Source organism: Streptomyces sp. NPDC056061 (genome assembly GCF_042266885.1).
Taxonomy (GTDB): Bacteria; Actinomycetota; Actinomycetes; order Streptomycetales; family Streptomycetaceae; genus Streptomyces.
Genome location: NZ_JBHJWQ010000003.1, coordinates 155,952 through 178,284 on the forward strand (window position 1 = coordinate 155,952; position 22,333 = coordinate 178,284).

Sequence of the window (22,333 nt, forward strand, 5' to 3'; positions counted from 1 at the left end):
GGGGGCAATGTCAGAGCTGACCCTGACGGTCATGCGGCTGGGTTTCCTGGCCGTTCTGTGGCTGTTCGTGATCGTGGCCGTCCAGGTCATCCGCAGCGACCTGTTCGGAACGCGTGTCACGCAGCGCGGCTCACGCCGCACCGCGACCGACGCACGACCGCCGCAGGGACGCCAGAATGCCGCGGCTCCCCCGCAGCAGCGCCAGCAGCCCGGCCGCCAGCGCCGGGGAGCGCCCACAAAGCTGGTCGTCTCCGAGGGCTCCCTCACCGGCACCACGGTGGCGCTCCAGGGGCAGACCATCACGCTGGGCCGGGCGCACGACTCGACGATCGTGCTGGACGACGACTACGCGTCCAGCAGGCATGCCAGGATCTACCCCGACCGTGACGGCCAGTGGATCGTCGAGGATCTCGGATCCACCAACGGCACGTACCTCGACCGGGCCCGGCTCACCACCCCGACGCCTGTTCCGCTGGGCGCGCCGATTCGTATCGGCAAGACCGTCATCGAGCTGCGGAAGTAGTACGACAATGAGCGAGCGGAGCGAGCGAGCCGCGACGGCCCGGGCAACGGACCCGGCCCGGCTCCCGACCGGAGGGTGGGCAGTGTGGCTCGAGACCGGCTGTACCCCGAGCCGACGGGCGAGGTGCGCATGAGTCTTTCCCTGCGCTTCGCCGCCGGATCGCACAAGGGCATGATCCGGGAGGGGAACGAGGACTCCGGCTACGCCGGCCCGCGCCTTCTCGCCATCGCCGACGGCATGGGCGGCCAGGCGGCCGGCGAGGTCGCCAGCTCCGAGGTGATCTCCACGCTCGTCCAGCTCGACGACGACGTCCCTGGCTCGGACATCCTCACCTCGCTCGGCACGGCGGTCCAGCGCGCCAATGAGCAGTTGCGCCTGATGGTCGAGGAGGACCCCCAGCTGGAGGGCATGGGCACCACGCTCACCGCCCTGCTCTGGACCGGACAGCGCCTCGGCCTCGTCCACGTCGGCGACTCCCGCGCGTACCTGCTGCGCGACGGAGTGCTCACCCAGATCACCCAGGACCACACCTGGGTGCAGCGCCTCGTCGACGAGGGCCGGATCACCGAGGAAGAGGCCACCACCCACCCGCAGCGCGCTCTCCTGATGCGTGCGCTGGGCAGCGGCGACCACGTCGAACCCGACCTCTCCATCCGCGAGGTACGGGTCGGCGACCGCTACCTGATCTGCTCCGACGGGCTCTCCGGTGTCGTCTCCCACCAGACGATGGAGGAGACCCTCGCCAGCTACCAGGGGCCCCAGGAGACCATCCAGGAACTGATCCAGCTCGCCCTGCGCGGGGGCGGTCCGGACAACATCACGTGCATCGTCGCCGATGTCCTAGACGTCGACAACAACGACACCCTCGCCGCCCAGCTCAACGACACCCCGGTCGTCGTCGGCGCGGTCGCCGAGAACCAGGCCGCCCAGCTGAACGACGGCGGCGCCATGCAGACCCCTGCCGGACGAGCGGCCGGGCTCGGGCGTCCGGTGCCCCCGCCCGCAGGTGGATTCGGCCCGCCCGGCAGCGGCGACGACAGCGGCTACGGCGGCATGCCGGAGGGCTCCTTCGACAGCTACACCGACGACGACTTCGTCAAGCCCGGTGGCGGTCGCAAGTGGCTCAAGAGGTCCCTCTACACGGTCCTCGCCCTCGCCGTCATCGGCGGCGGCGTCTACGGCGGATACCGCTGGACGCAGAACCAGTTCTACGTCGGCGCGAACAACAAGAACGTCGCGCTGTTCCGGGGCATCAGCCAGAACCTGGGATGGGTCTCGCTCTCGGAGGTCGAGACCGACCATCCCGAGATCGAACTCAAGTACCTCCCGGCCTACCAGCGCAAGCAGGTCGAGTCGACCATCGCCGAGGGCGACCTCGTCTCCGCCCGCGAGAAGATCGACGAGCTCGCCGTCCAGGCCTCCGCCTGCAAGAAGGACGAGCAGCGACGCGCGGCCGAGAAGAACCACTCGGACGAGAGCCAGGCCGGCAGCACGGACGCGGACGCCGCCAAGACGACCGACAAGCCGCGCGATCCCAAGACCAAGTCGACCGAAACGACTCCCACTCCTGGTCCCAGCCTCTCGGCGGAAGAGAAAAAGCTGGTCCCGCAGTGCGGTAAGCAGTAAGCCGTAGGGGGCCTTCAGCACCATGAGCGTAGTCACCAATACGACCACGATCGGCGCGATCGACGCACCGAGCCGCCGCAACACCGAGTTGATGATGATGGTCTTCGCCATCGGCATCTCGGTCTTCGCCTACGCCAACGTCGGACTCGCCATCGACGGCAAGCTGCCGTCCGGCATGTTCGGCTACGGCGCCGGGCTCATCCTGCTCGGCGGCGTCGCCCACTTGGTGGTGCGCAAGTTCGCGCCGTACGCGGACCCGCTGCTCCTGCCGCTGGCGACCCTGCTCAACGGTCTCGGGCTGGTGCTGATCTGGCGCCTGGACCAGTCGCAGAGACTGATCCAGCGTGCGGAGTACCTGTACGGGGAGTACAGCCCGGACGCTCCCAAGCAGCTGTTGTACTCGGCGATCGGGGTCGCCTTCTTCGTCGCGGTGCTGATGATCCTCAAGGATCACCGCATCCTTCAGCGCTACACGTACATCTCGATGGCCGTGGCCCTGGTCCTGCTGATCCTGCCGATGTTCTTCAAGCCGGTGAACGGCGCGAAGATCTGGATCAGCCTCGGCCCGTTCACGATCCAGCCCGGTGAGTTCGCCAAGATCCTGATCGCGGTGTTCTTCTCCGGCTACCTCATGGTGAAGCGTGACGCGCTGGCGCTGGCCAGCCGCCGCTTCATGGGGATGTACCTGCCGCGTGGGCGCGACCTCGGGCCGATCATCACGATCTGGGCCGTGTCCATCCTGATCCTGGTCTTCGAGACCGACCTCGGTACCTCGCTGCTGTTCTTCGGCCTCTTCGTGGTGATGCTGTACGTCGCCACCGAGCGGACCAGCTGGATCGTCTTCGGTCTGCTGATGTCCGCGGTCGGTGCGGTGGGCGTCGCGTCCTTCGAGCCCCATGTGCAGTCCCGTGTGAACGCCTGGCTCGACCCGTTCGCCAAGGCGACCTTGGCCCAGAGCGACCAGCTCGCGCAGTCGCTGATGGCCTTCGGGTCCGGCGGCACGCTCGGCACCGGGCTCGGCCAGGGCCACTCCGACCTGATCATGTTCGCCGCCAACGCCGACTTCATCCTCGCCACCGTCGGCGAGGAGCTGGGCCTGGCCGGGATGATGGCCGTGCTGCTGATCTACGGCCTGATCGTCGAGCGGGGCGTGCGCACGGCGCTCGCCGCCCGGGACCCCTTCGGCAAGCTGCTCGCCATCGGCCTGTCGGGCGCCTTCGCGATCCAGATCTTCGTGGTCGCCGGCGGCGTCATGGGGCTCATCCCCCTCAGCGGTATGACGATGCCGTTCCTCGCCTACGGTGGTTCGTCCGTGCTCGCCAACTGGGCACTGATCGCCATCCTGATCCGGATCAGCGATACCGCCCGCCGCCCCGCCCCGGCCCCCGCACCCTCACCCGACGCCGAGATGACCCAGGTGGTCCGACCGTGAACAAGCCCCTGCGCCGGATCGCGATCTTCTGCGGCGTCCTCGTCCTCGCCCTGCTCGTCCGCACCAACTACCTCCAGTACGTGCGGGCCGACGAGCTGAACAGCCGGGACGAGAACCGCCGCGTCCGCATCGAGCGCTACGCGCACGAGCGCGGCGACATCATCGTCGACGGCAACCCGGTGACCGGCTCGGTGGAGACCAAGTCGGGCGACTTCAAGTACAAGCGGGTCTGGAAGGACGGCCCCATGTGGGCCCCCGTGACCGGGTACTCCTCGCAGGCCTTCGACGCGTCCCAGATCGAGAAGATCGAGGACGGCATCCTCACCGGCAACGACGACCAGCTCTTCTTCGACCGGACGCTGTCGATGTTCACCGGTGAGAAGAAGCAGGGCGGCAACATCGTCACCACCCTCAGCTCCGCCGCCCAGAAGGCCGCGTTCAAGGGGCTCGGGAACAGGAAGGGCGCCGTCGCGGCGATCGACCCGCAGACCGGCGCCATCCTGGCCCTCGTCAGCACCCCCTCGTACGACCCCTCGACCTTCGCCGGCAACTCCAAGAAGGACGAGGAGGCCCGGCAGGCGCTCCTGAAGGACAAGGACAAGCCGATGCTCAACCGGGCATTGCGCGAGACCTACCCGCCCGGCTCGACGTTCAAGGTCGTCACCGCCGCCGCAGCCCTGGAGAACGGGCTGTACACCGACATCGACGCGAAGACGGACTCCCCGCTGCCCTGGCGGCTGCCCCAGTCGACCATGAACCTGGACAACGAGGGCAACATCCCGTGCCAGAACGCCTCGCTCCGGGAAGCGCTGCGGTGGTCCTGCAACACCGTCTTCGGCAAGATCAGCGACGATCTCGGCAACGAGAAGATGATGGACGAGGCCGGAAAGTTCGGCTTCAACAAGGAGATCTTCACCCCGGTACGGGCCGACGCCAGCGCCTACCCCAAGGACAACCGGCCGCAGAACGCCATGGCCGGCATCGGCCAGGCGTCCAACCGCGCCACCCCGCTCCAGATGGCCATGGTCGCCGCCGCGATCGCCAACGACGGCAAGCTGATGCAGCCGTACATGGTCGAGAAGCGTCAGGCACCCAACCTGGACACGTTCTACACCCACAAGAAGGAGCAGTTCAGCCAGCCCCTCTCGGGCGAGAACGCCCAGAAGGTCCAGAAGATGATGGAGACCGTCGTCCAGGACGGCACCGGGAAGAACGCCCAGATCCAGGGCGTCACCGTCGGCGGCAAGACCGGTACGGCCCAGCACGGTCTCAACAACAGCAAGAAGCCGTACGCCTGGTTCATCTCGTACGCCAAGACCGACAAGGGCTCCCCGGTGGCCGTGGCCGTGGTCGTCGAGGGCGGCGACGTCAACCGTGAGGACATCTCCGGTGGCGGGCTGGCCGCCCCGATCGCCAAGGCGGTCATGAAGGCGGTCATCGACAAGAGGTGATGACCATCACACCCGGTGCCATACCTGCGCCTTCGATACCGGTCGGGTATCAGGTCCGAATTCCGGGCCGACCGGGCAGTGCGGGGCCGGTAGCGTATGCGCGAGCAGCACACCGCCGGACCGCACACCGGTGCGGTCGGGACTGACGGAGAGGGCTGGAACAGTTATGGAAGAGCCGCGTCGCCTCGGCGGCCGGTACGAGCTGGGCTCGGTGCTCGGCCGTGGTGGCATGGCCGAGGTCTACCTCGCACACGACACCCGGCTCGGCCGCACCGTGGCGGTGAAGACGCTGCGGGCCGATCTGGCCCGCGACCCGTCCTTCCAGGCCCGGTTCCGCCGTGAGGCCCAGTCCGCCGCCTCGCTCAACCACCCGGCGATCGTCGCTGTCTACGACACCGGCGAGGACTACGTCGACAGCGTCTCCATCCCGTACATCGTGATGGAGTACGTCGACGGCTCGACGCTCCGGGAGCTTCTGCACTCCGGCCGCAAGCTGCTGCCCGAGCGCACACTGGAGATGACCGTCGGCATCCTCCAGGCGCTGGAGTACTCGCACCGGGCGGGCATCGTCCACCGTGACATCAAGCCGGCGAACGTCATGCTGACGCGCACCGGTCAGGTCAAGGTCATGGACTTCGGCATCGCCCGTGCCATGGGCGACTCCGGCATGACCATGACCCAGACCGCGGCCGTCATCGGAACCGCCCAGTACCTCTCCCCGGAACAGGCGAAGGGCGAGCAGGTGGACGCGCGCTCCGACCTGTACTCGACCGGCTGCCTGCTGTACGAACTGCTGACGGTCCGGCCGCCGTTCGTCGGGGACTCCCCCGTCGCGGTCGCCTACCAGCACGTACGGGAGGAGCCGCAGCCTCCCAGCAACTTCGACCCCGAGATCACGCCCGCCATGGACGCGATCGTGTTGAAGGCCCTGGTCAAGGACCCCGACTACCGCTACCAGTCGGCCGACGAGATGCGGGCCGACATCGAGGCGTGCCTCGACGGGCAGCCGGTCGCCGCCACCGCGGCGATGGGCGCGCCCGGTTACGGCGGCTACGACGGCGGGTACGGCAACGACCAGCCCACCACCGCGCTGCGCCCCGCCGACCCGAACGGCGCCGCCACCTCCATGCTTCCCCCGGTCAACCCGGACGACGGCGGCTACGGCTACGACGACCGCCCCGACCGGCGCCGCCAGAAGAAGAACAACACCTCGACGATCCTGCTGGTCGTCGCGGGCGTCCTGGTGCTGATAGGTGCGGTCCTGATCGGCCAGTCGCTGTTCAAGGACAACAGCGACAACGGCAAGATCGACGCACCCAACTTGGTCGGCTCGACCATGGAGGAGGCACAGAAACTCGCGGACAGCGCGGGTGTCATCCTCAAGGTCGGCTCGCGCGAGCCCTGCGAGGAACAGCCCAAGGACAAGATCTGCAGTCAGACTCCGAGCGCCGGCGACCAGATGGCGGAGAAGGAGACCGTCACGGTCGTCGTCTCCACCGGCGCGCCGAAGGTCGAGGTCCCGGACGTCACCGAGAAGTCCGAGGAGAACGCCCGCAAGTACCTTGAGGAGAAGGGCTTCACGGTCAAGGTCACCACGGAGGAGTCCGAGAGCAACGAGGGTACGGTCATCAACCAGAACCCTCCGGGCAACTCCAAGGCCGAGAAGAACTCCGAGGTCACCATCACGGTCGCCAAGAAGGCATCCCTCGACCTCCCCAACGTGGTCAGCCGCTCGTGGAACGACGCCGAGACCCAGCTCAAGAACATCGGGTTCACGAACATCTCGCGCATGGACGTCGACTCGAACGAGCCGGCGAACACCGTGATCGAGCAGAGCCCGGGGGCCGGAAAGCAGCCCAAGGACGCACAGATCGTCCTGAAGGTCTCCAAGGGGCCTCAGCAGCCTGAGCAGACCACGGTTCCGGACCTGATGGGCAAGACCATCGGGGAAGCGAAGAACCTGCTCGGCGGCGCGGGACTGCAGCTCGGACAGGTGCAGGGGCCCAACGACGACAACGCGAGGATCGTCGTCTTCGAACCCGGAACGGGCCAGCAGGTCGCCAAGGACAGTGCGGTCAACGTGAAGACGATTCCGGGTGGGGGCGACGGCAACATGTTCGGCGGCCCGTCCGGCTCACACCAGCACTGATCCCCGCCGTACCGACACCATCGGACCCCGGTCACCCGCCAACGGGCGACCGGGGTCCTTTGTCGTCGCCGTCGTGAGGGTGCCCGGCGGGGCCGCAAAGTCGCCTCAGCGCAGCTCCGCCGGCTTCGTACGGTCGCCGTCCACCTTTTCCGTACGCACCAGCTCGCCCCACACGATGTAGCGGTACTTGGACGTGTAGACCGGGGTGCAGGTCGTCAGCGTGATGTACCGGCCCGGCTTCTTCGCGCCCGATCCCTTCGGCACCGGCTGCAACACGTCCACGTCGTACTTCGACGTCTCGGGGAGTTCCTTGAAGACCTTGTAGACGTACCAGGTGTCCTTGGTCTCGAAGACGATCGCGTCGCCCGTCCTCATCTTGTCGATGTTGTGGAACTTGGCGCCGTGGCCGTCGCGGTGCGCGGCAAGGGTGAAATTGCCCTTCTCGTCCCACGGCAGGGCCGACTTCACCGGTTCCGTGTAGTAACCCGCGATGCCGTCGTTCAGGTTGTCGGTGTCGGTGCCCTTCTTGACCAGCACTTCGCCGTTCTTCATCGACGGAACGTGCAAAAAGCCGATGCCGTCCTTGGTGTCCAGCGCACCCGGCCCGCCCGCCCAGCGGTCGCGGACGGTGTGGCCCTGCTTCGTCGCCTCACGATCGGCGAGCACGTTCGTCCACCACAGGGAGTACGCGACGAAGAGGCCCAGGACCAGGCCCGCGGTGATCAGGAGTTCACCGAAGACGCTGACGACGGCGGCGACGGGATGCCGGCCGCCACTGCGCCGCGGGGGCGCGGACTCGCCGGTCGGCTGTTCGTGCTCGGTCCTCGATGTCACCGCACCCGTCCCTGTCGTGATGATGCCTCAGCCGACGAGCGCGTCGGGCTTCCCCTTGCTGCGCGGTCGTTCGTCGACCATCTTGCCCCAGACGATCAAACGGTACGTACTCGTGAATTCCGGTGTACAGGTCGTCAGCGTGATGTACCGCCCGGGTTCGGTGAACCCCGATTCGGGCGGCACGGGACCGATGACCGAGACGTTCGACGGTGTGGTCTGCGGAAGGATCTTCGTCATCTCGTACGTGTAGTACGCGTCCTGCGTCTCGACCACGATCGGGTCGCCGGGGTTCAGCCGGTTGATGTACCGGAAGGGTTCACCGTGTGTGTTGCGGTGGCCGGCCAGCGCGAAGTTGCCCTGCGCGGCGGACGGCATCGCGGTGCGCAGCGTGCCCTCGCTGTAGTGCCCGACCATGCCCCGGTCGAGGACCTTCTCCTTGCTGATGCCCTCGGCGATCGGAGCGACCACATCCAGTTTGGGGATGTGGATGATCGCGAAGCCCTGACCCGCTTCGAACGTGCCGGGATTGCGGTCGCCCTTCGCCCAGTTGTCCTGGATCTTGTGCGCCTCCTTGCCGGCGTACAGATCGGCGCGCACGTTCGTCCACCACAGCTGATACGTGACGAACAGCAGCATCAGCACGCCGAGCGTGATGAACAGCTCTCCGACGACGCGGCTCGCGACCACGGCCGGGCTGTCCTTGGCCGCGCGTGCCGCACGCCGGGCCTCGACACGCGACATCGGCTTCCCCGGCGCCGCGGACGTGGGGTGCGCGGGCCCCGGCCGCGGTTCGCCCCTCCGACGGCCCCGCCCCTTCGCCGCGCGCCGACGCTCGGCGCGACCGCCGGTGGTCGGTCCCGGCTCGGCTTCCGGCCGCTCCGGGCCGGTACGCGCATGCGTGTCCGCAGCCGTACCGGGCTCGGCGGGGCCGTCGTCGACACCCGCAGCCCGGTGGCGTGCGAACACCGCTTCCGGCCCCGGGGCAGGGGTGGAGACGGAGATCGGGTCCAACAGCCGCGTCGGCGCACCGTCCTCGTCCGGACGGCCGGGGAAATCCGGACGGCCGGGGAGAGCCGTGCCCGGTACGGCGACCTCGTTCTCCGGGGCGACCGGGGCGACCGGGGCGGGGGCGGGCGGGGCGGCAGGCCGGCCGTCGGGCGTCGGCACGGGGCTCCGCGGCCCGTACCAGTCCCGTTCGAACCCCTCGGGGTCGTACCACTCCTGCGGGGCCTCCTGGCGGCCGTGCGCTCCCGGCGGCGCCTGCGGCCCCGGTTCCCGCGTCCGCCCGTCCGGGCTGTCCGGGGCCCGGTGCTGTCCCCGTCCCCGTCCGTGCCCCGTTCCCGGGCCGTCCGGGGGCAGGTTGTCCGCGCGGAACCACGGCGAGGCGTGCCGCCCCGGGAGCGGATCGTTCAGCGGATCCGCCAGCCGGTCGACAGCTGCTTCGAACGCGCCCGTCGCCTCGTCCGGGCCCGCGGCCCCGTACCCGTTCCGCTCGTGGGGGCCGTCCCCTCCGGCGTCGGGCCCGGGACGGAGCCCGGTCACGCGACGGCCTTGCCCACCACCGGTGCGAGTCCGGCCGACCTCGCGACGGCCCCGCTGTCTCCACACCGCACCAGCCAGTTGGCCAGCATCAGGTGACCGTGCTCGGTCAGCACCGATTCCGGATGGAACTGGACACCCTCCACCGGCAGTTCGCGGTGGCGCAGCCCCATGATGATGCCGTCGGCGGTACGGGCCGTCACCTCCAGCTCCGCCGGGACCGTGTCCGGCTCGGCGGCGAGCGAGTGGTATCGGGTGGCGGTGAAGGGGGACGGCAGGCCGGTGAAGACGCCGGTGCCCTCATGAGTGACCAGTGAGGTCTTGCCGTGCAGCAGCTCGGGGGCACGGCCCACCACCCCGCCGTACGCCACCACCATCGACTGCATGCCGAGGCAGACCCCGAAGACCGGGACACCCGTCGCCGCGCAGTGGCGGACCATCTCGACACAGACGCCCGCCTGCTCGGGGGTGCCGGGGCCGGGGGACAGCAGGACCCCGTCGAAGCCGTCCTGGGCGTGCGCCGTGGTCACCTCGTCGTTCCGCAGCACCTCGCATTCGGCACCGAGCTGGTAGAGGTACTGGACGAGGTTGAAGACAAAGCTGTCGTAGTTGTCCACGACGAGAATGCGGGCACTCATCGTCCGGCCCCCGATCCGCTCGCGCCGTCGACCGTCACGTCTCCGAACGGGAGCAGTGGTTCGGCCCATGGGAAGACGTACTGGAAAAGCGCGTAGACGACGGCCAGCACCAGCACGAGCGAGATGAGCGCACGCACCCACGCGTTGCCCGGCAGATGCCGCCAGATCCAGCCGTACATGCAGTCCCCTCCATTCGGTACGGGACCAGACTAAAGGGCCAAGGCAGGGACGTGGGTCAGCTGTGGAAAGCTGCCCGCTCACCGTCGGTCACCGGCCGGGTCGCATCGAGGTGCGCCCAGGCGATCAGCCGGTGGCTGCTGCCCCATTCGGGCTCGCAGGTGGTCAGCGTCAGATAGCGGCCCGGCCCGTCGAAACCGGACTTGCGGGGCACGGGGTCGATGACCCCGACGTCGGTCGGCACCGTCCGGTAGGGCTTCCTGTCGATCCGGTACGTGAACCATGTCGTCCCGTCCGTGAGCAGCACCTCGTCACCCGGACGGAGTTTCGGGAAGTCCTTGAACGGGTCTCCGTAGGTGCGGCGGTGGCCGGCCAGGGCGAAGTTGCCCCGTGCGCCGAGGCGGGCGGTCCCCGCGTAGTGACCGATTCCCTTCTGCAAGGTCCTGACCTCGGTGTTCTCCAGGACGGGCCACTCCCAGTCCTTGCCGAAGCGAGGGATGTACAGCATCGCGAAGGGCTTGCCGTCCCGGTACGCCGTCGGGGCGGGCGGCGGCGCCGGTGACGGGTGCGCGGACGGCGCGGCGGACGCGGAGGGCACCGGCGGTGCAGGGGCGGCCGTTCCGCGCGCCCACCGGCCGCGCAGGGTGTCGAGCTGACCCGCGGCCTCGTCGGTGGCCCTCACCCCGGTCCAGAACAGCACGTACACCACGAAGAGCACGATCAGGGCACCGACGGTGATGCACAGTTCGCTGAACGTCCGCACGATCAGTCGCACCGACACCTCGTGGGCCTCCCCACAGCTGTTCGCTACTTCACCGGCTCCGCCTGGTGGAGCTCCACTGTGCCGGAGTACCCGGGAAGAGTCACCGCCCGGTGCTGGTCGACTTTCCAGCCGAGCCCGTACGCCTTCACGTAGAGGAGGTAGTTGCTGATCGCCGGGGAGTCGTCGAGCGCCTGCTTGAGACCGGCCGGGTCACCGACCGCGGTGATCTTGTACGGCGGTGAGTAGACCCGGCCCTGGAGGATCAGGGTGTTGCCGACGCAGCGGACGGCGCTGGTGGAGATCAGCCGCTGGTCCATGACCTGGATGCCGCGGGCACCGCCCTGCCAGAGGGCGTTGACGACGGCCTGGAGATCCTGCTGGTGGATGACCAGGTCGTTGGGCTGCGGGTCGGGGTAGCCGGGGTTGGCGGTGGCGTCCGGCGGGGCGTCGTCGAGGGTGACGGAGACCGCACGGCCGGAGAGCTTCGCGGTGCCCGCGGCCTGCTCCAGTGCCTTGAGCCGGGCGTTCTCCGCCTCGGTGCTGCCGTCGTCGCGCCGGACGAGGGCGTCGACGTCCTTGCGCGCGGCGGCGTTGGTCCCCTCCATGTCGGCGTTCTTGCCGCTGCGCTGCTGGATGAGGTCGGAGAGCTTCAGCAGCGAGGAATCCGTACGGAGGTTGGTGCCCTTGGCGGTGTTGGCGCTGGTGACGAAGATCAGTCCGGCGAGCGCGAAGACCGCAGCGGTGAGCACCCGGGCCGGGTGCCGGAAGAGGCGTCGGCCCGGTCCTGAGGAGGAGTCGGCAGAATTGCTCAACGTACCCTTATCTCCTTCGGCGCCACGGAAGCACTACGCTAACGGACGCCCGGGGGAGGCAGCATTCCCCCTCGCGCCTTGCCCCGGCGCCAGCCACAGTACCTGCGCGGTCACGCAGCGCATCGACAGGAGAGTTCCTCGTGCCGAAGTCACGTATCCGCAAGAAGGCCGACTTCACGCCCCCTCCGGCGAAGCAGACGACCAACATAAAGCTGACCAACCGCAGCTGGGTGGCGCCGGTGATGCTGGCGCTCTTCCTGATCGGTCTGGCCTGGATCGTCGTTTTCTACGTGACCGACGGCGATCTGCCGATCAAGTCGCTGGAGAACTGGAACATCGTCGTCGGCTTCGGCTTCATCGCCGGTGGCTTCGGCGTCTCCACCCAGTGGAAGTAGTCGCGCCAGGGGTCTGATCCCCCACCGGGCCAGGCCCGTGGCGGGCCCGGTGGGCGGTGCGCCCATCCCACAGCGCGCCCGGGTTCCGCAACCCTTGCCCCTAGTTACCCACAGCGTTATCCACAGCCAGGGGAAAAGGTCAGAAGATCTGTGGATAACTCACTGTCGGTTGACGCCGATGTGACTACATCCCCCCTCCTCGCCAGAGGGAACGCCCCTTGTCCCTCCTGGAAAAACCCAGCTCAGCGACAAGGGGCTCAGTTGTTCCCACAGAACGCACAAGATCCGGTACATGCTGTGGACAACTGAACCCGCTGCCGGAACTGAACCCGCTGCCGAACGCGCACCGCACTTCCCGCGCGCGCCCGACGCGTCGTCCCGCGCCGCGTCACCGGACGCGTCGGCGGACGCGTCGGCGGGCGCGTCGGCGGGCGCATCACGGACACCACACCGGACACGTCACCGGGGCGTGCCCCGGACACATCACCGGGCGGGTCAGGTCAGCGCGGCCGTTCTGGCCACGACGACGGCGACGACGGCGAGCAGGACCAGGGCGCAGGTGCCGTACTGCACCAGCGCACGGCGCTCACGTGGCGCGTGCACCATGCCGATCGCGATCAGCGTGCCCGCGATCAGACCCCCGACGTGCGCCTGCCAGGCGATGCCGCCCCACGGATTGAAGGTGATGACCAGGTTCACGGCGAGCAGCACGAAGACCGGGCGCATGTCGTAGTTGAGCCTGCGCATCAGCACGGCGGTGGCGCCGAGCAGGCCGAAGATCGCCCCGGAGGCACCGAGCGATCCCTGCACCGGCGCGGAGAGCCAGTAGGTGAGAGCACCGCCCGCGAGGCCGGAGAGCAGGTAGAGCGTGAGGTAGCGGGCGCGGCCGAGCGCCGCCTCCAGCGGGCCGCCGAGCCACCAGAGCCCCAGCATGTTGAAGAGGATGTGCCACATCTCCTGGTGCAGGAACATCGACGTCACCAGGCGGTACCACTGCCCCTCGGCGACGCCCTCCAGCGGGCCGCCGTAGTGGGTGGTGGCGCGGCCGAGCAGCAGCAGCTCGTTGACCAGCTCGTTGCCCTTCGCCAGGACGGCGATGTACACGGCGACGTTGATCCCCAGAAGGATCTTGGTGACGAGCCGGGGATCGGCCGTGATGGTGCCGCCCGCGACGGTGCGCGGCCGGCCGGCGGCCGGGTCGTGCCCCGTGCCCGTCGCCCGGCGGACGCAGTCCGGGCACTGGAAACCGACCGAGGCACTGACCATGCAGTCGGGGCAGATCGGGCGGTCGCAGCGCGTGCAGTGGATGTGCGTACCGCGGTCGGGATGGCGGTAGCAGCCGGTCGCACCGTCCGTGGCGTGATCTCCCGGCGGCTGCTGGTCCATCGGTCCCATGGCTTTCCGGTCCCTTCGGTCCTCGTCGTGGCGGCAGCACGCACAACGCAGCCCTGCTCGTCCGCTATGTAACAAGTACGGACGGGCAGGGCGGTTGGTTCCCGAAAGGACGATCAGAACGTGATCATCCATTGACCATCGGTGATCAGCGCGTCTCGACGACGACCGACTCGATCACGACGTCCTTCAGCGGACGGTCGGTGCGGGGGTTGGTCTGGGTGGACGCGATGGCGTCCACGACCTTCTGGCTGGCGGGGTCGACGACCTCGCCGAAGATGGTGTGCTTGCCGGTCAGCCAGGCGGTCGGCGCGACGGTCACGAAGAACTGCGAGCCGTTGGTGCCCGGGCCGGCATTGGCCATGGCCAGCAGGTAGGGCTTGTTGAAGCCGAGGTCGGGGTGGAACTCGTCACCGAACTCGTACCCCGGGCCACCGGTGCCGTTGCCCAGCGGGTCACCGCCCTGGATCATGAAACCGCTGATGACGCGGTGGAAGACCGTGCCGTCGTACAGCCTGTCCGTGGACTTCTTGCCGGTCTCGGGGTGCGTCCACTCGCGCTCGCCGTTGGCGAGTTCGACGAAGTTCTTGACCGTCTTGGGCGCGTGGTTCGGCAGGAGCCGGATCTCGATGTCGCCCTGGTTGGTCTTCAAGGTGGCGTAAAGCTGCTCAGCCACGATCTGCCTTCCGTAAGTCCTCGATGACGTCAAGTCTTCAGTGACGTCCATCGATCCTCGCACGGCCCGCGCCGGGTGGCGCGCGGCTGCCGCTCCGTACACGCCGGGCTCACCTCGTTGCCCGACAACCGCCCGGCCGCGGGTGCCACCCGGCACTGCCGTTCCGCCGACCGCGCGCATCACCCCGCTGTCCGGATGACCCGTATGCCCGCCCCACATGCCGGACCCGTCTCCGGCAGGCATGATCTCTCAGTGGGTGGAAAGGCGGACCAACCACCCGCCACCAAGGAGGAGGATCCCGTGACCCGCATCGACAGCGTGCGTGCCGCAACCGACTCGGCCAAGGACAGCGTGCAGCACGCCGCGGACGTGGTGGCGCCCTACGCCGACACCGCCAGGGTCCAGGCCGCGCACCTCGCGTACGAGGCCCGCACACGGCTGGCGCCGAAGGTGTCGAAGGCAGCCCATCAGGCCCGTGTCCAGTACGGAGCACACGTCGCGCCGCGCATCGAACTCGCCCGGGCCCATGTACCGCTCAGGATCGACGAGGCCGCCCGGCGCACCGCACACCAGACCCGCCGGGCCGCCCGTACTGCGGCGGAGTACACCGTTCCGCGCGTGGAACACGCGATGGCCGTGGCCCAGCCCGTGGCCGAGGAGGCATCGGCCCGCAGCGCCGCGGCGCTGGCCGCTCTGCGCGGTCAGGTCACCGCGGCGGAGATCAGGCAGTTGGCCAGGAAGCACGAGCGGCGGGCGAGGGCCGGGCGGCTGTGCAAGGGCTTCCTCGTGGCCGGCGTCGTGGCGGGCGCCGCCTACGCCGCCTGGAGGTGGTGGGACAAGCAGGCCAATCCGGACTGGCTGGTCGAACCGTCCGCCCCCACGGAGGTCTCCGAGCACACCCCGCTGTCCTCGGTCGACGGCTCCGGCCCGTCCTCGCCCGCCCCGGACACCGAGCCCAGGACCCCGCCGAACGAGGAGGACGGGGAGAACCGCTGACGACCTGGGGAGCACCGACCGCACCGGCGCGACCGAGCCACCCGCGTCCGAGCCGTCCGCGCACGCACACCCCGCCCCGTACGACGAAGCGGGCTCCGGAGGATCCTGAGATCCTCCGGAGCCCGCTTCGTCCGTTGTGGAGCCTAGGAGATTCGAACTCCTGACATCTGCCTTGCAAAGGCAGCGCTCTACCAACTGAGCTAAGGCCCCTAAAAGGGCGGACAACACCGGACGTTTCAGCGCCTCGGCCACCGCCGGGAACCAGAGTACCGGGTACTCCCGGAAATCCTGCAAAAAAGATGGGGACTCCCGGTCGGCGACCACTCTCCGTAAGATGCACGACGAGGTTCGCAGCAGCGAAGCGGCAGCGAAGGGGAGACGCCATGGATGCAGCGCAGCAAGAGGCTACGGCAAGAGCCAGGGAACTTCAGCGCAGTTGGTACGGAGAGCCCCTCGGAGCGCTGTTCCGTCGACTGATCGATGATCTCGGCCTGAACCAGGCCCGGCTCGCCGCAGTCCTCGGGCTGTCTGCCCCCATGCTCTCCCAGCTGATGAGCGGCCAGCGGGCGAAGATCGGCAATCCCGCGGTCGTCCAGCGCGTCCAGGCACTGCAGGAGCTGTCCGGTCAGGTGGCCGACGGCAGTGTCAGCGCGGGCGAGGCCACCAACCGCATGGAGGAGATCAAGAAGTCCCAGGGCGGCTCCGTCCTCACCGCTACCAGCCAGACCACCCACACCGGCGGCGCCCCCACCGTCCGGCGCGTGGTCCGCGAGATCCAGTCGCTGCTGAGGTCGGTCGCGGCCGCCGGCGACATCATCGATGCCGCGGACTCCCTCGCCCCGACCCATCCGGAACTGGCAGAGTTCCTCAAGGTGTACGGCGCGGGGCGCACCGCGGACGCGGTGGCGCACTACGAAGGACACCAGAACTGACGACGCCGTAGCGGGATCCCCGGGAACGGGGAACCGCACGGCCGGGGGCGGTCCGGCAGTTCCCGGGGCACCGCCCCGCGGAAGCCGGGCACGAGCCGAAACCGGGAACGAGCCGAAACCGGGAACGAGCCGAGACCAGGAACGGGGAGCGGGCGCAACACCATGGGTGAGGTCTTCGCCGGTCGGTACGAACTGATCGATCCGATCGGACGTGGTGGGGTCGGCGCCGTCTGGCGCGCCTGGGACCACCGACGACGCCGCTATGTGGCGGCCAAGGTCCTCCAGCAGAGCGACGCCCACACCCTGCTGCGCTTCGTCCGCGAGCAGGCGCTGCGGATCGAGCATCCGCACGTGCTCGCCCCTGCCAGTTGGGCCGCGGACGACGACAAGGTCCTGTTCACCATGGACCTGGTGAGCGGCGGCTCGCTCGCCCATCTCATCGGCGACTACGGCCCGTTGCCGCCGCGCTTCGTCTGCGTGCTGCTCGACCAGTTGCTGTCCGGGCTCTCCACGGTGCACGCGGAGGGTGTGGTCCACCGGGACATCAAGCCCGCCAACATCCTGCTGGAGGCCACCGGCACCGGACGACCGCATCTGCGGCTGTCCGACTTCGGGATCTCCATGCGGAAGGGCGAGCCGCGTCTCACCGAGACCAACTACGTGGTGGGCACGCCGGGTTATTTCGCGCCCGAGCAGATGATGGGCGCGGAACCCGACTTCCCCGCGGACCTGTTCGCGGTCGGCCTCGTCGCGCTGTATCTGCTCCAGGGGAAGAAGCCGGACTCCCAGGCCCTCGTCGAGTACTTCGCCCTGCACGGCACCCCCGGCGCCCCGGAGGGCATTCCCGAGCCGCTGTGGCAGGTCCTCGCCGGTCTGCTGCAACCGGACCCGCAGGCCAGGTTCCGTACGGCGACGGGGGCGCGCAAGGCGCTGTCCGCCGCGGTCGAGATGCTGCCGGAGTCCGGCGGCGACGACGAGCCGGTGGAGGTCTTCGACCAGATCGGCCCGCTGCCGGCCGGGTTCGGCCCCGAAGGCCCGTCGGCGGCGTCGCCGGCCGAACAGGACGCCGCCCGGCCCGGACAGCCGGACCAGGGGCGTACGGACGAAGGCCCCTCGACGCAGCACTCCACTCCGTCGCCCCAGCCTCAGCCACAGCCCCCGGTCTCGATGTCGGAGACCGGCAGTTTCCATCTTCCGCCGCCGCCTCGGCAGCCCGCGACGCCGCCCCGGCAGGAGCACGCGGTCGCTCCGCCCGCACCTCACCCCTCGCACACGGACGCCCCCTTCCCGCCGGTCGCACCCGCCCCGGACCTCTCGCAGCTCCCCACGTCCGCGGTACCGCGCGACCCGGCCCTCACTCGCGCGTACACCGCCGGGCAGCCGCAGTTCTCCGGCCCCGGGGCGGCGGGGCCGGAGCCCGTCCCGGCCGCGGTTCCGGCAGTGGCGCCGCGGAGCCGTCCGGGACCGCCCCCGAAGATGGCGGCCGCGATCCTGGTGGTGGCGCTGATCTGCTTCGCCGTGGGCATCTGGGCCCTGACCCAGAGCTGACCCAGAGCTGACCCGGAAGAGACCCGGAAGAGACCCGAAGCCCCGCCCATACGCAGAAGCCCCGCCCGTAAGCCCCGTCCGTACACAGACAGGGGGCGATGGGCCCGGCCCGCGCGGTCGTATCGGGGCGCCCGTACCCGCACGGCGGGGCTTCGGCCCCCGCAAGGGTGCGCCGTCCGCCGACCCGGCCTACCAGCTCTGCGGCGGCCCTCCGTACGGCGCCCGGCCGTCCCCAACCGTGGGCCCACCGGCCGGAACCGCCGCGGCACGGCGCCGTGCCAGCAGCGTCCACACCCCGAGCCCGATCACCAGCACGGCACCCGCGCTGATCCCGGCCACACCGACCGTCTTCATGGTGCTGCTCCGGGCCGCCTCGGAGGCGCTCCTGCCGCTGCTCGCCATGTCCTTGTCGTTCTGGGTGACGGAGAAGAGCCCGGCGTTCCCCTCGTACGGCGACTTCTCCGCCGTCCCCTTCACCGTGACCTTGAGGCTGAGCGGAATCGCCTTGTCGCCGTACGCCTTCGCGATCTCGGGGCTGAGCGACACCGACAGGTAGTACCAGCCGGCGAACCTCATGGCGCCGACGCGGCCTGAGGAGTCGTACCGGTTCTCGTACGCCACCGGGGGCAGCGGGTCCAACGACACGGACGTGGGCTTGCCCGAGTACGAGAGCGGGGAGGCGCTGTCGACGTGGCCGAGCGCCGGATTGTCCAGGGACATCGTGAGCGCGCCGCTGATGTACTCGGTGGAGGCGTTGCTGTTCCCCAGGTCCGCGCTCGCGAAGATCTGCTGCCCCCAGTCCACCGGAATCCGGTAGAAACGGGTCTGGCCCGGGGCGATGTCGTCGTGCCACTCACCGGTCTCCAGACCGGCGGCGTCGTGGTAGCTGGTGCCGCCCGACCGCTTTCGCGGTTCGGCCGTCGGCGGCGCGGGCGACTCCGACGGCCAGTTCTCCGGCGCCTCGGTCGGCATCGCGCCGCCCGGCTTCGTCCGGGGCTCCGCGGCGTAGCGCAGTTCCAGGCCCCATGCCCCGGGCGACGACGTCGCCTTGCTCTCCCGCTCGATCAGAACGTTGTACGTTCCGGCCTCCTGGCAGGAACTGCTGTCCTTCTCGACGATGCGGTGGGCGTACGCGGCGATCGGACGCGGGAATTCCGCCGACTGGAACCGGGCGCTCTCGGAACTGCACTGCCGGTCCGTGCTGTCACGGATGCTGACCGTGATGCCGTCCCCGTAGGCGACCTTGCCGCCGCCCTCGGGCACGACGACCGCCGACACGTAGGCGTTGGTGCCCGCGTCGAGGTTCAGGCGGTAGTAGAGCTTCTCGCCCCGCCCGATCGAGCTCCGGTAGACGGACCCGGGCGTGAGCGGCGGCGCCTCGGTGCTGACCTCCGCGCCGTCGACCTTCTTCGCCCCGGGATCGAAGGCGTACGCGGTGTCCTCCCCGGCCGCATGCGCCTGCCCCGGCAGCGCCGCCACCGCGCACATCGCCACGACCGCGGCCAGCGTCACCCAGCCACTGTTGCGCTGCCTCATCACGCGCTACCCCCTCGTCGTCCCTGCGGCCCGCCCGCGACACCGGCGCACGGCCGCGGCCCCGCGTCACCGGCACGGCGTCCGCCGGGCGGCGGCCACGATGCCGGTCCATCCTGCCCCGACCGCGCCACCGCTGTCCCGGACGCCGACCGGATTGCCCCGGTTCTTCGCTTTCCCACCGACGGGACATGGCACTTTCCCACCGACGGGGCACGGGACGCCGACGGGACGCCGGACTTGCCTCCCGACGGAGCACCAACCGGAACGTCCCCGGGGCCGACCGGAGCCCCCGGCCGCCGTGCCCCTGCCCGCCCCGACCGGTCCACCCGAATCGAACCGAGCACACGCGCCACCGCCCCGCAACAGCACGAAGCCCCGGTCGCTCGACGACCGGGGCTCGCAATCAGACTGTTCTGTCTCACACACCCGAACCTGCGGGCACGGAGTCAGTCGCCTCCGTCCACAGATCCTGCTCGGCGCGATCCGCCTGGATCTGGCGGTACACGAGGAGCCCGCCGATGGCGGCCAGTGCGACCAGGAGAAGCTTCTTCACCGCGCGACCTCGTCTTTCCTTGACGTAGGGGACTTCTGCCGCCCGACTATACACACCGGCCGATATCGATCGGTGACCTACCGGCAACCCAACTGGGGCCACAGGAATAGCGATCACCCGCGGTACCGCCCCGGACACGGCTTTCGGGAATCACCCCGGGAACGGCCCTGTGAGGCGCTCCGGGCGACGACCCGGCCCCAGGGGACACATCGCCCTCGATCGCCCCGCACGGGCCCGTCAAGACCGGTTGAACCATACGAGTGGTGTTCATCTGAAGATCGCCGAATTCGAGGCGTCGGTCCACGAAATCTCGGGGCGCTTCCACATCATCGGAAAGGTAAGCAAACCGGACCACCCGAAAGCGAGGGGCCATGAGCAGCTCCAAGGCCAAGAACATCTGGACCGCCTTCGTCACCGCCTTCTTCGCCCTCCTCGCCGCCCTGGGATTCATGAGCACCCCGGCGGCGGCCACGGAGCAGAGCGCCATGGAGCCGGCCACCACGAACCAGGAGCAGACGGCCCCGGCCACCACGACCTCCGCAACCGCGAGCGCCCCGTCCGTGCGGTGGACCCTTCCGCGGGACAGAGCACTGCCGCCCACGATGAAGCAGCGCATCCACGCGGAGGCGCACGGCTCCTCGCCGGCCACCCGGCACGTGCCCCTGAACACCGCGCATGCCTCGAACGCCGCGAACACCGGCGGCTCCGCCCACACCCTCCACCGGGCCCCGGCCGGAGACGCGTCCCTCCTCCCGCCCTGAGAGCGGCACGGCTGACACCCAGAGCCCCCGGGCCGGTTCGCACCGGACGGGGGCTTCTTCGTGCGCCGGGGAGCGGCCGCGCACCTCGGACAGCGTGCGCCTGCCGGGATCGCGGGACGGCCCCTACCGGCTGACGATCCCGGTCGTGGGTTCTCCCAGCTGCACGGTGTCCCATCCCGCGGGAGTGCCGTGTATCAGCTTGAACACGCCGCCGAATCCCCGGCGGTCCATCAGGAACTCGGTGTGCTCCACCGGGATCCGTTTGCCGTTGATGACCGCGGTGGGCGTGCCGGGGCCCTCTGGCTCCTCCTCGCCGCCGGCCCGCTCGTACGCCTTCTGGGAAGCGGTACCGAAGGAGCGGTACTTCATGGTCCTGACCGCCGCGTCGAACTCCGGACCGCGCAGCCCCTCCACCTGCTCGGCGATCTTCAGCAGGAAGTCGTCGGTGCAGCCGTCGGCCTCCTCGTCGGGCTGATTGGCGTACAGCACCTCGTGGTACTCCACGAACTTGCCCTGTTCCAGGGCCGCACGCAGCGCTTGACATCGCGGCCCACCCCACCGCACGCATCCTGCGTCCCGCCCCGGGATCGCCCCGGGATCGGTCCGGGATCGGTCCGGCTCCGGACCATGTGCGCGCCGGACGCGCGGCGGCCTGCCGCGCGCATGGCAATCGGACGTCAGCGGCCACGGCACGAACGATCGAGGACCCCACCGCCCCCGAAAACGCCGAAGGCCCCCACCGTTTCCAGTGGGGGCCTTCGTGCTGGTGGGGCTAACAGGATTTGAACCTGTGGCCTCATCCTTATCAGGGATGCGCTCTAACCAACTGAGCTATAGCCCCGCCGCGCTGCGCGCTGACCTCTGAAGATTAGCGCACGTCGGGGCCAGTCCCAAAATCGATACCGCGCGACCTACTCGTCCTCGGCGAGCGTGAGCTCGACGCCGCCCACGAAACCCGCCGAGATGTTGTAGATGAACGAACCCAGCGTCGCGAGCGCGGTCGCGAGCACCACGTCGATCGCGGCGATGACCGACGTGAAGATGAGGACCCTCGGCAGCGACAGGAACGACTCCAGATCGAAGCCGTTGTTGTCGTTCGAGCCGGTGGCCTCGCTTATCGTGCCGCCCACCGTCTCGAAGACGCCCATCGCGTCCATCACCATCCACAGCACCGCGGACGCCACCACGGTGCAGATGCCGAGGGCGATCGAGAGCAGGAAGCTCACCTTCATCACCGACCACGGGTCGGCCTTCGCCACCCGCAGACGCGCCTTGCGGGTACGCGGGGTCGTCCGCGCGCCCGTACGCGGCAACCGGGCCGCCTGCGCGGCTCCGGCGCCCTGTGCACCACCCTGCGTGCCGTGCGATCGGCCGCCCTCGGTCCCGCCCGCGGGCGAGGGGTACGCCTGCGGCGGGTGGTACGGCCCGCTCGCCTTCCCCGGTGCGGGCTCGCGCTCACCGGGCAACGGCCCGGTCGCGTAACCCTCGTACTGGGGCTGAGGCCCCCGGGTGTCCGTCACTGTGCCCCCTTGGGAGTCCGTGGCGGGGCCACGGGCACCGTGCGCTCCAGCTCCGGAAGCGGCCGAACCGGCGCCCGTGG

General features: G+C 69.5%; 22 protein-coding genes and 2 tRNA genes. 10 read left to right on the plus strand and 14 right to left on the minus strand.

The features are described from left to right. Positions 1 to 7: 7 nt before the first annotated feature. The 5 genes from ACFC79_RS06750 to pknB all read left to right on the plus strand — a co-directional run bounded on the left by ACFC79_RS06750 (position 8) and on the right by pknB (position 7,181). Positions 8 to 523 (plus strand): FHA domain-containing protein, encoded by a 516-nt coding sequence (locus ACFC79_RS06750; RefSeq protein WP_376236133.1) that lies wholly within the window; start codon positions 8 to 10, stop codon positions 521 to 523. 129 nt (positions 524 to 652) lie between these two features. Next, positions 653 to 2,149: a PP2C family protein-serine/threonine phosphatase gene (locus ACFC79_RS06755; RefSeq protein ID WP_376236135.1), complete on the plus strand. Its 1,497-nt coding sequence runs from the start codon at positions 653 to 655 to the stop codon at positions 2,147 to 2,149. 22 nt (positions 2,150 to 2,171) lie between these two features. After that, a complete protein-coding gene (locus ACFC79_RS06760; RefSeq protein ID WP_376236138.1) occupies positions 2,172 to 3,581 on the plus strand; it encodes an FtsW/RodA/SpoVE family cell cycle protein in 1,410 nt (469 codons plus the stop codon). Then, positions 3,578 to 5,032, plus strand: a complete 1,455-nt coding sequence (locus ACFC79_RS06765) for a peptidoglycan D,D-transpeptidase FtsI family protein (RefSeq protein WP_376236141.1) — start codon at positions 3,578 to 3,580, stop codon at positions 5,030 to 5,032. The genes ACFC79_RS06760 and ACFC79_RS06765 overlap by 4 nt, the downstream gene beginning before the upstream one ends. Positions 5,033 to 5,198: 166 nt before the next feature. Then, positions 5,199 to 7,181 carry a Stk1 family PASTA domain-containing Ser/Thr kinase gene (pknB, locus tag ACFC79_RS06770; protein WP_376236144.1) on the plus strand — a complete coding sequence of 661 codons (1,983 nt, stop codon included), beginning with the start codon at positions 5,199 to 5,201 and terminating at the stop codon, positions 7,179 to 7,181. Between the two features lie 105 nt (positions 7,182 to 7,286). Here the strand turns inward: pknB and ACFC79_RS06775 are convergent, their stop codons facing one another. The 6 genes from ACFC79_RS06775 to ACFC79_RS06800 are packed head-to-tail and all read right to left on the minus strand — an operon-like array spanning position 7,287 to position 11,944. Continuing rightward, positions 7,287 to 8,015, minus strand: coding sequence for a class E sortase (locus tag ACFC79_RS06775; protein WP_376236147.1), 729 nt, complete (start codon positions 8,013 to 8,015; stop codon positions 7,287 to 7,289). Positions 8,016 to 8,042: 27 nt separating this feature from the next. Next, positions 8,043 to 9,557, minus strand: a complete 1,515-nt coding sequence (locus tag ACFC79_RS06780; protein WP_376236149.1) for a class E sortase — start codon at positions 9,555 to 9,557, stop codon at positions 8,043 to 8,045. Continuing rightward, on the minus strand, positions 9,554 to 10,192 hold the full coding sequence (locus tag ACFC79_RS06785; protein WP_376236151.1) for an aminodeoxychorismate/anthranilate synthase component II: 639 nt from the start codon (positions 10,190 to 10,192) through the stop codon (positions 9,554 to 9,556). The genes ACFC79_RS06780 and ACFC79_RS06785 overlap by 4 nt, the downstream gene beginning before the upstream one ends. Beyond that, a complete protein-coding gene (locus ACFC79_RS06790) occupies positions 10,189 to 10,371 on the minus strand; it encodes a hypothetical protein (RefSeq protein ID WP_376236153.1) in 183 nt (60 codons plus the stop codon). Before ACFC79_RS06790 ends, ACFC79_RS06785 begins: the two co-directional genes overlap by 4 nt. Positions 10,372 to 10,427: 56 nt before the next feature. Further along, the gene (locus ACFC79_RS06795; protein WP_376236156.1) at positions 10,428 to 11,150 is read right to left on the minus strand and encodes a class E sortase; all 723 of its coding nucleotides are present in this window, start codon (positions 11,148 to 11,150) and stop codon (positions 10,428 to 10,430) included. A gap of 26 nt (positions 11,151 to 11,176) precedes the next feature. Further along, positions 11,177 to 11,944, minus strand: coding sequence for a DUF881 domain-containing protein (locus tag ACFC79_RS06800; protein WP_376236158.1), 768 nt, complete (start codon positions 11,942 to 11,944; stop codon positions 11,177 to 11,179). 140 nt (positions 11,945 to 12,084) lie between these two features. Between ACFC79_RS06800 and crgA the strand changes: the two genes are divergently transcribed. Next, entirely contained in the window at positions 12,085 to 12,339 is a 255-nt protein-coding gene (gene crgA / locus ACFC79_RS06805; RefSeq protein ID WP_376236161.1) for a cell division protein CrgA, read from the plus strand. Positions 12,340 to 12,834: 495 nt separating this feature from the next. Here the strand turns inward: crgA and ACFC79_RS06810 are convergent, their stop codons facing one another. Together ACFC79_RS06810 and ACFC79_RS06815 are read right to left on the minus strand one after the other, a co-directional pair. After that, the gene (locus ACFC79_RS06810) at positions 12,835 to 13,725 is read right to left on the minus strand and encodes a rhomboid family intramembrane serine protease (RefSeq protein WP_376236680.1); all 891 of its coding nucleotides are present in this window, start codon (positions 13,723 to 13,725) and stop codon (positions 12,835 to 12,837) included. A gap of 154 nt (positions 13,726 to 13,879) precedes the next feature. Then, positions 13,880 to 14,407: a peptidylprolyl isomerase gene (locus tag ACFC79_RS06815; protein ID WP_376236164.1), complete on the minus strand. Its 528-nt coding sequence runs from the start codon at positions 14,405 to 14,407 to the stop codon at positions 13,880 to 13,882. A 300-nt stretch (positions 14,408 to 14,707) separates the two neighbouring features. Between ACFC79_RS06815 and ACFC79_RS06820 the strand changes: the two genes are divergently transcribed. Next, on the plus strand, positions 14,708 to 15,403 hold the full coding sequence (locus ACFC79_RS06820) for a DUF5324 family protein (RefSeq protein ID WP_376236165.1): 696 nt from the start codon (positions 14,708 to 14,710) through the stop codon (positions 15,401 to 15,403). 137 nt (positions 15,404 to 15,540) lie between these two features. Here ACFC79_RS06820 and ACFC79_RS06825 read toward each other — a convergent pair. Continuing rightward, positions 15,541 to 15,613: transfer RNA gene (locus tag ACFC79_RS06825), tRNA-Ala, on the minus strand. Positions 15,614 to 15,786: 173 nt separating this feature from the next. On the opposite strand from ACFC79_RS06825, the gene ACFC79_RS06830 reads away from it, so the two are divergent. Beyond that, complete coding sequence (locus ACFC79_RS06830) at positions 15,787 to 16,335, plus strand: helix-turn-helix domain-containing protein (protein ID WP_376236167.1); 549 nt, start codon at positions 15,787 to 15,789, stop codon at positions 16,333 to 16,335. Positions 16,336 to 16,497: 162 nt separating this feature from the next. Then, positions 16,498 to 17,883 (plus strand): serine/threonine-protein kinase, encoded by a 1,386-nt coding sequence (locus tag ACFC79_RS06835; RefSeq protein ID WP_376236169.1) that lies wholly within the window; start codon positions 16,498 to 16,500, stop codon positions 17,881 to 17,883. A gap of 189 nt (positions 17,884 to 18,072) precedes the next feature. Here ACFC79_RS06835 and ACFC79_RS06840 read toward each other — a convergent pair whose 3' ends face one another. Both ACFC79_RS06840 and ACFC79_RS06845 read right to left on the minus strand, forming a co-directional pair. Next, positions 18,073 to 19,422: a hypothetical protein gene (locus ACFC79_RS06840; RefSeq protein ID WP_376236171.1), complete on the minus strand. Its 1,350-nt coding sequence runs from the start codon at positions 19,420 to 19,422 to the stop codon at positions 18,073 to 18,075. A 415-nt stretch (positions 19,423 to 19,837) separates the two neighbouring features. Beyond that, a complete protein-coding gene (locus tag ACFC79_RS06845) occupies positions 19,838 to 19,972 on the minus strand; it encodes a DLW-39 family protein (protein WP_003958712.1) in 135 nt (44 codons plus the stop codon). 371 nt (positions 19,973 to 20,343) lie between these two features. Here ACFC79_RS06845 and ACFC79_RS06850 point away from each other — a divergent pair, with 371 nt between their 5' ends. Beyond that, entirely contained in the window at positions 20,344 to 20,733 is a 390-nt protein-coding gene (locus ACFC79_RS06850; RefSeq protein WP_376236174.1) for a DUF6344 domain-containing protein, read from the plus strand. A gap of 123 nt (positions 20,734 to 20,856) precedes the next feature. Here the strand turns inward: ACFC79_RS06850 and ACFC79_RS06855 are convergent, their stop codons facing one another. The 3 genes from ACFC79_RS06855 to ACFC79_RS06865 form a co-directional block, all read right to left on the minus strand. Further along, complete coding sequence (locus ACFC79_RS06855) at positions 20,857 to 21,237, minus strand: hypothetical protein (protein WP_376236176.1); 381 nt, start codon at positions 21,235 to 21,237, stop codon at positions 20,857 to 20,859. 260 nt (positions 21,238 to 21,497) lie between these two features. Further along, a tRNA-Ile gene (locus tag ACFC79_RS06860) sits at positions 21,498 to 21,574 on the minus strand. Between the two features lie 70 nt (positions 21,575 to 21,644). Continuing rightward, complete coding sequence (locus tag ACFC79_RS06865; protein WP_376236179.1) at positions 21,645 to 22,253, minus strand: DUF3566 domain-containing protein; 609 nt, start codon at positions 22,251 to 22,253, stop codon at positions 21,645 to 21,647. Positions 22,254 to 22,333 lie beyond the last annotated feature (80 nt).

Excerpts from the sequence above, each read along its gene's own strand:
- ACFC79_RS06785 (WP_376236151.1), bottom strand. The coding sequence starts at position 10,192 with ATGAGTGCCCGCATTCTCGTCGTGGACAACTACGACAGCTTTGTCTTC.
- ACFC79_RS06755 (WP_376236135.1), top strand. The coding sequence starts at position 653 with ATGAGTCTTTCCCTGCGCTTCGCCGCCGGATCGCACAAGGGCATGATC.
- ACFC79_RS06810 (WP_376236680.1), bottom strand. The coding sequence starts at position 13,725 with ATGGACCAGCAGCCGCCGGGAGATCACGCCACGGACGGTGCGACCGGC.
- ACFC79_RS06760 (WP_376236138.1), top strand. The coding sequence starts at position 2,172 with ATGAGCGTAGTCACCAATACGACCACGATCGGCGCGATCGACGCACCG.
- ACFC79_RS06750 (WP_376236133.1), top strand. The coding sequence starts at position 8 with ATGTCAGAGCTGACCCTGACGGTCATGCGGCTGGGTTTCCTGGCCGTT.
- ACFC79_RS06830 (WP_376236167.1), top strand. The coding sequence starts at position 15,787 with ATGGATGCAGCGCAGCAAGAGGCTACGGCAAGAGCCAGGGAACTTCAG.
- ACFC79_RS06850 (WP_376236174.1), top strand. The coding sequence starts at position 20,344 with ATGAGCAGCTCCAAGGCCAAGAACATCTGGACCGCCTTCGTCACCGCC.
- pknB (WP_376236144.1), top strand. The coding sequence starts at position 5,199 with ATGGAAGAGCCGCGTCGCCTCGGCGGCCGGTACGAGCTGGGCTCGGTG.
- ACFC79_RS06790 (WP_376236153.1), bottom strand. The coding sequence starts at position 10,371 with ATGTACGGCTGGATCTGGCGGCATCTGCCGGGCAACGCGTGGGTGCGT.
- ACFC79_RS06835 (WP_376236169.1), top strand. The coding sequence starts at position 16,498 with ATGGGTGAGGTCTTCGCCGGTCGGTACGAACTGATCGATCCGATCGGA.